This is a genomic window from Burkholderia sp. Ac-20379 (genome assembly GCF_017104645.1).
Taxonomy (GTDB): domain Bacteria; phylum Pseudomonadota; class Gammaproteobacteria; order Burkholderiales; family Burkholderiaceae; genus Burkholderia.
This window is the reverse complement of sequence record NZ_JAAGPF010000444.1, coordinates 1-4,655: the sequence shown is the minus strand read 5'-3', so window position 1 is coordinate 4,655 and position 4,655 is coordinate 1. Positions and strand designations below refer to the sequence as shown.

Genomic DNA, 4,655 nt, shown 5'->3' with positions numbered 1-4,655 from the left:
GGCCCGCGTTCCGGGCGCCCGCCTGCGGTATCGTCGTCGCGCAAAGCCGCGCGGCGGGCGTCGTCGGCGCGGATCGGCGCGGGCCGGGCCGATCCGCATCATTGGCGGGAACTCCAGGCGCTCGCATCGACTCCATGCAGCCGTCCGGCTCGCGTTCGGCGGTGCGCGGTTCGCTTCGCGCCGGCTTCATGTGCTTGTCGCGCGCGCGGCCTATCGTCGAAGCGCGCGGTGCGCCGGGCCGGTGCGATCTGGTCTGACGAATGGCCGATTGCAGGCCTCGACCGCCTCGGCCGGCACGGTGCCAGCGCGCGCAGAGCGCGCGGCTGAACGATGCGGCGAATTATTTCTCGTCCGATCTTTTTCCTGAAAATTCGATCAATCGATTGAATTTAAAAGAGAAATCAGGATTTTCCGGTGAATGCGGGCCGGTAAAAAACCTCGCTTTCCCGTCCTTGAATTTGTCAAACCTCGTCCATATAATTAGCACTCGCTGCACGAGAGTGCTAACAACTTCGTCGGTGGGCGACAGCCTGCCGGCATCCTTCAGTGTTCTTCAGTCTCTCAGAGAGGAGTGAAAATGAACCTTCGTCCTTTGCACGATCGCGTGATCGTCAAGCGCCTGGATCAAGAAACCAAGACGGCCTCGGGCATCGTGATTCCCGAAGCAGCGGCTGAAAAGCCGGATCAAGGCGAAGTGCTGGCGATCGGCCCGGGCAAGCGCGACGACAAGGGCGCTCCGATCGCGCTCGACGTGAAGGTCGGCGATCGCGTCCTGTTCGGCAAGTATGCTGGCCAATCCGTCAAGGTCGACGGCCAGGAACTGCTCGTGATGCGCGAAGAAGACATCATGGCCGTGGTCAACGCAGCGTAAGCCTGCGCATACCCGCGAACCCATTCCAGAGAATTCAAGGAGTTAGAACATGGCAGCTAAAGACGTCGTTTTCGGCGATTCCGCCCGTTCCAAGATGGTTGAAGGCGTGAACATTCTGGCCAACGCGGTCAAGGTCACGCTGGGCCCGAAGGGCCGTAACGTGGTGCTCGAGCGTTCGTTCGGCGGCCCGACGGTCACGAAGGACGGCGTGTCGGTCGCCAAGGAAATCGAGCTGAAGGACAAGCTCCAGAACATGGGCGCGCAAATGGTCAAGGAAGTCGCTTCCAAGACCAGCGACAACGCCGGCGACGGCACGACGACGGCAACCGTCCTCGCGCAATCGATCGTTCGCGAAGGCATGAAGTACGTCGCATCGGGCATGAACCCGATGGACCTGAAGCGCGGCATCGACAAGGCCGTCGCCGCAGCAGTGGAAGAGCTGAAGAAGATCAGCAAGCCCTGCACGACGAACAAGGAAATCGCACAAGTCGGCTCGATCTCGGCCAACAGCGATTCGTCGATCGGCGATCGCATCGCTGAAGCGATGGACAAGGTCGGCAAGGAAGGCGTCATCACCGTCGAAGACGGCAAGTCGCTGGCCGACGAACTGGACGTCGTCGAAGGCATGCAATTCGACCGCGGCTACCTGTCGCCGTACTTCATCAACAACCCGGACAAGCAAGTCGCCGTCCTCGACAACCCGTTCGTGCTGCTGCACGACAAGAAGGTGTCGAACATCCGTGACCTGCTGCCGGTTCTGGAACAAGTCGCGAAGGCTGGCCGTCCGCTGCTGATCATCGCCGAAGACGTCGAAGGCGAAGCCCTGGCAACGCTGGTCGTCAACAACATCCGTGGCATCCTGAAGACCGTCGCCGTCAAGGCTCCGGGCTTCGGCGATCGTCGCAAGGCCATGCTGGAAGACATCGCGATCCTGACCGGCGGTCAAGTCGTCGCGGAAGAAACCGGCCTGACGCTCGAGAAGGCCACGCTGGCCGAACTGGGCCAAGCCAAGCGCATCGAAGTGGGCAAGGAAAACACGACGATCATCGACGGCGCAGGCGAAGCCGTGAACATCGAAGCACGCGTCAAGCAAGTGCGCGCGCAAATCGAAGAAGCGACGTCGGACTACGACCGTGAAAAGCTGCAAGAGCGCGTTGCCAAGCTGGCAGGCGGTGTTGCCGTGATCAAGGTCGGCGCAGCGACCGAAGTCGAAATGAAGGAAAAGAAGGCACGTGTCGAAGACGCACTGCACGCAACGCGCGCAGCTGTGGAAGAAGGCATCGTGGCCGGTGGCGGCGTCGCGCTGATCCGCGCTCGCACCGCGATCACGGCACTGACCGGCGCGAACGCCGATCAAAACGCCGGTATCAAGATCGTGCTGCGCGCCATGGAAGAGCCGCTGCGCCAGATCGTCACGAACGGCGGCGAAGAAGCCAGCGTCGTGGTGGCAGCCGTTGCAGCCGGTACGGGCAACTACGGCTACAACGCCGCAACGGGCGAGTACGTCGACATGGTCGAAGCTGGCGTGGTCGATCCGACCAAGGTCACGCGCACGGCGCTGCAAAACGCAGCATCGGTCGCCGGCCTGCTGCTGACGACGGACGCTGCCGTCGCCGAACTGCCGAAGGAAGATGCCCCGATGGCCGGCGGCATGCCGGGCGGCATGGGCGGCATGGGCATGGACATGTAATCGACTTCGGTCGATTGCACGATGGGCGCGCAGCGATGCGCGTCCTGTCCGGCAAAACAAAAAACCCGCAGCGATGCGGGTTTTTTGTCGTTTACGGCGCGGAAAAGGCGCAAGAAAACCGGCGCAAGAAAACCAGAGCGGTCTGCGCCCCGGTAGCGCGTGTTTAGTGACGCGATGCGCCGTAAGGCGGCGTGGCCGGTGCGGCCGGCTGGGTGGGCGTGTCGTCTTCGTTGCTGCGCGCCCAGAAGAAGCGGTCGGGCACCCAGGCGCCCATGCCGGGCCGGAACGCGTCGCGCGCGGCCTGGTAAAGGTATTCCTGCGCCTCGCGCACGGCTTCGGGCGGCTCCTGGCCGTTGGCGAGCAGCGCCGCGATGGCGGCGGCGAGCGTATCGGTCACGCCCATCAGCCGGTTCGGCGTGCGCTCCCAGAGATCCTGGCGGATCTGGCCTTCCTCGCCGTACAGCGTGTTGACGAGCCGGTGCGTGCCCGTTTCCGTCGCCAGGATGTACTCGCAGCCCTGCGACAGCAGATGCGCGATCGCCGTGTCGAGGTTCGGTGCTTCCGCGTCGCCGTCGGGTTGCGCGAGCGCGATCAGCGTGGCGTGATCGGCCACCAGCAGCGTGGTTTGCGGGGCGAGCAGATCGGCGATCGATTCGCGCAGATCGTCGGCGGCCAGCACGTGTTCGTCGTCGAGCGTGAAGTCGGGCGCGAGCACGAGCGGCACGCCGTCGTAGTCGGCCACGACCTCGGCGATCGCGCTGACCACTTCGGCGCGCGCGGTGGCGCCGATCTTGAACGCGGCGACGGGCATGTCCTCGAGCAGCATGCGGGCCTGCGCGACGACGGTATCCGGATCGAGGCCGGTGACCTCATCGCAGGTGGCCGAATCGCGCACCGTGTAGCCGGTCTGCACCGACGTGCCGTGGCAGCCCATGCTCGCCAGCGTCAGCAGATCCGCCTGCAGGCCGGAGCCGCCGGTGGGATCGAACAAGCCGAAGGTGAGGACGATCGGAGGGGCGTTGCTGGACATGAAAAATCGGGGAATGAGAGAACGATCGGGCGGCGCACCACTCGGGTGCGCCTTGCCGGTCATTATGCGTTGGAAACTTGCGCAAGAAATGGTTTTTTTAACCGAATGCAATATCTGGCGGGCGTTTGCGGCGGGTTGCCGCGCATCGGTTCGGGTCCCGGCGGGCGGGATGCGCCGAGGGCAGCCCGATAGGCTTAACAGCCAGGAATCGGGGGCATCCGCGTTATTTTGTCCCGGCTAGTGAGCCAGAGTTGATGTGCGACAGGTTCCGTGTGGTTCGTCTAGAACCGCAATGCTAGGCAGGGCGGCCGTCCGCACGTTACCATCACGTCTCCCCAAAATTGGTTTTTTCCCTGCGCGGCAAACGATGGAATACAAAAGCTGGATGTGCCTGATCTGCGGTTGGATCTACGACGAAGAAGCGGGCTTGCCCGACGAGGGCATCGCCCCGGGTACGCGCTGGGAGGACGTGCCGATCAACTGGACGTGCCCGGAATGCGGCGCGCGCAAGGAAGATTTCGAGATGGTCCAGATCTGAGCGATCTCGCGAAGCCGGTGTTTCGGCCCGACTGCCGGCGCGTCTGACGCGGCGCCGGCAAGACAGGCCGGCCGCGCGGCAGGGCCGCGTGGCGCTTCAGTCCAAGCGTCGACGGTTGCGTGCCCATGACCTTGCTGTCTCCGACCGTAATACCGATGCCCGATGCGCTGCCGAATCCCCGCGGCGGCGCGGTGCTGCTTGCCGAGGCGGCGCTGGCGGAAGCCAGCACGGCCTCGGGCGAGGCGTTGTTCCGTGCCCTGCGTACCGCGGCGGCCGCCTTGCGCGACGCCGGCTGGCTCGCCGCGGCGCGTTATGCCGATGCACTGGTCGCGGCCGCGCCCGGCGCGACGCTGCCGTCCGGCGGCAGGCCGAACGACCGATTCCGCGAGGCCCTGCGCGATTTCCGCTGGGCGATCGCCCGCCGCAACCTGCGCGAGCTGGCCTGCTCGCCGTCGCTCCACTCCCATCACGATGCCTTGCGGCAACTGGCCGCCGCCGAAGGCGCGGCGCCGGTCGACTGGCTCGA

The 4,655-nt window shown here is 64.7% G+C and carries 5 protein-coding genes and 1 pseudogene; 5 read left to right on the top strand and 1 reads right to left on the bottom strand.

Features of this window, described 5'->3' with window-relative positions; translation table 11 throughout:
- The 3 genes from G3N92_RS31030 to groL form a co-directional block, all read left to right on the top strand.
- Positions 1 to 257: hypothetical protein (locus tag G3N92_RS31030; RefSeq protein ID WP_206131363.1), on the top strand; the 257-nt coding region annotated here is incomplete at its 5' end.
- Between the two features lie 320 nt (positions 258 to 577).
- Positions 578 to 871 carry a co-chaperone GroES gene (locus tag G3N92_RS31025; RefSeq protein ID WP_025098731.1) on the top strand — a complete coding sequence of 98 codons (294 nt, stop codon included), beginning with the start codon at positions 578 to 580 and terminating at the stop codon, positions 869 to 871.
- Between the two features lie 49 nt (positions 872 to 920).
- A complete protein-coding gene (gene groL / locus G3N92_RS31020) occupies positions 921 to 2,561 on the top strand; it encodes a chaperonin GroEL (RefSeq protein WP_206131362.1) in 1,641 nt (546 codons plus the stop codon).
- 163 nt (positions 2,562 to 2,724) lie between these two features.
- Here the strand turns inward: groL and G3N92_RS31015 are convergent, their stop codons facing one another.
- On the bottom strand, positions 2,725 to 3,591 hold the full coding sequence (locus G3N92_RS31015) for a hydroxymethylpyrimidine/phosphomethylpyrimidine kinase (protein ID WP_206131361.1): 867 nt from the start codon (positions 3,589 to 3,591) through the stop codon (positions 2,725 to 2,727).
- A gap of 367 nt (positions 3,592 to 3,958) precedes the next feature.
- Here G3N92_RS31015 and G3N92_RS31010 point away from each other — a divergent pair, with 367 nt between their 5' ends.
- Both G3N92_RS31010 and G3N92_RS31005 read left to right on the top strand, forming a co-directional pair.
- Entirely contained in the window at positions 3,959 to 4,129 is a 171-nt protein-coding gene (locus G3N92_RS31010) for a rubredoxin (protein ID WP_006400971.1), read from the top strand.
- Between the two features lie 125 nt (positions 4,130 to 4,254).
- Positions 4,255 to 4,655: pseudogene (locus tag G3N92_RS31005) on the top strand (hypothetical protein); the annotation flags it as partial.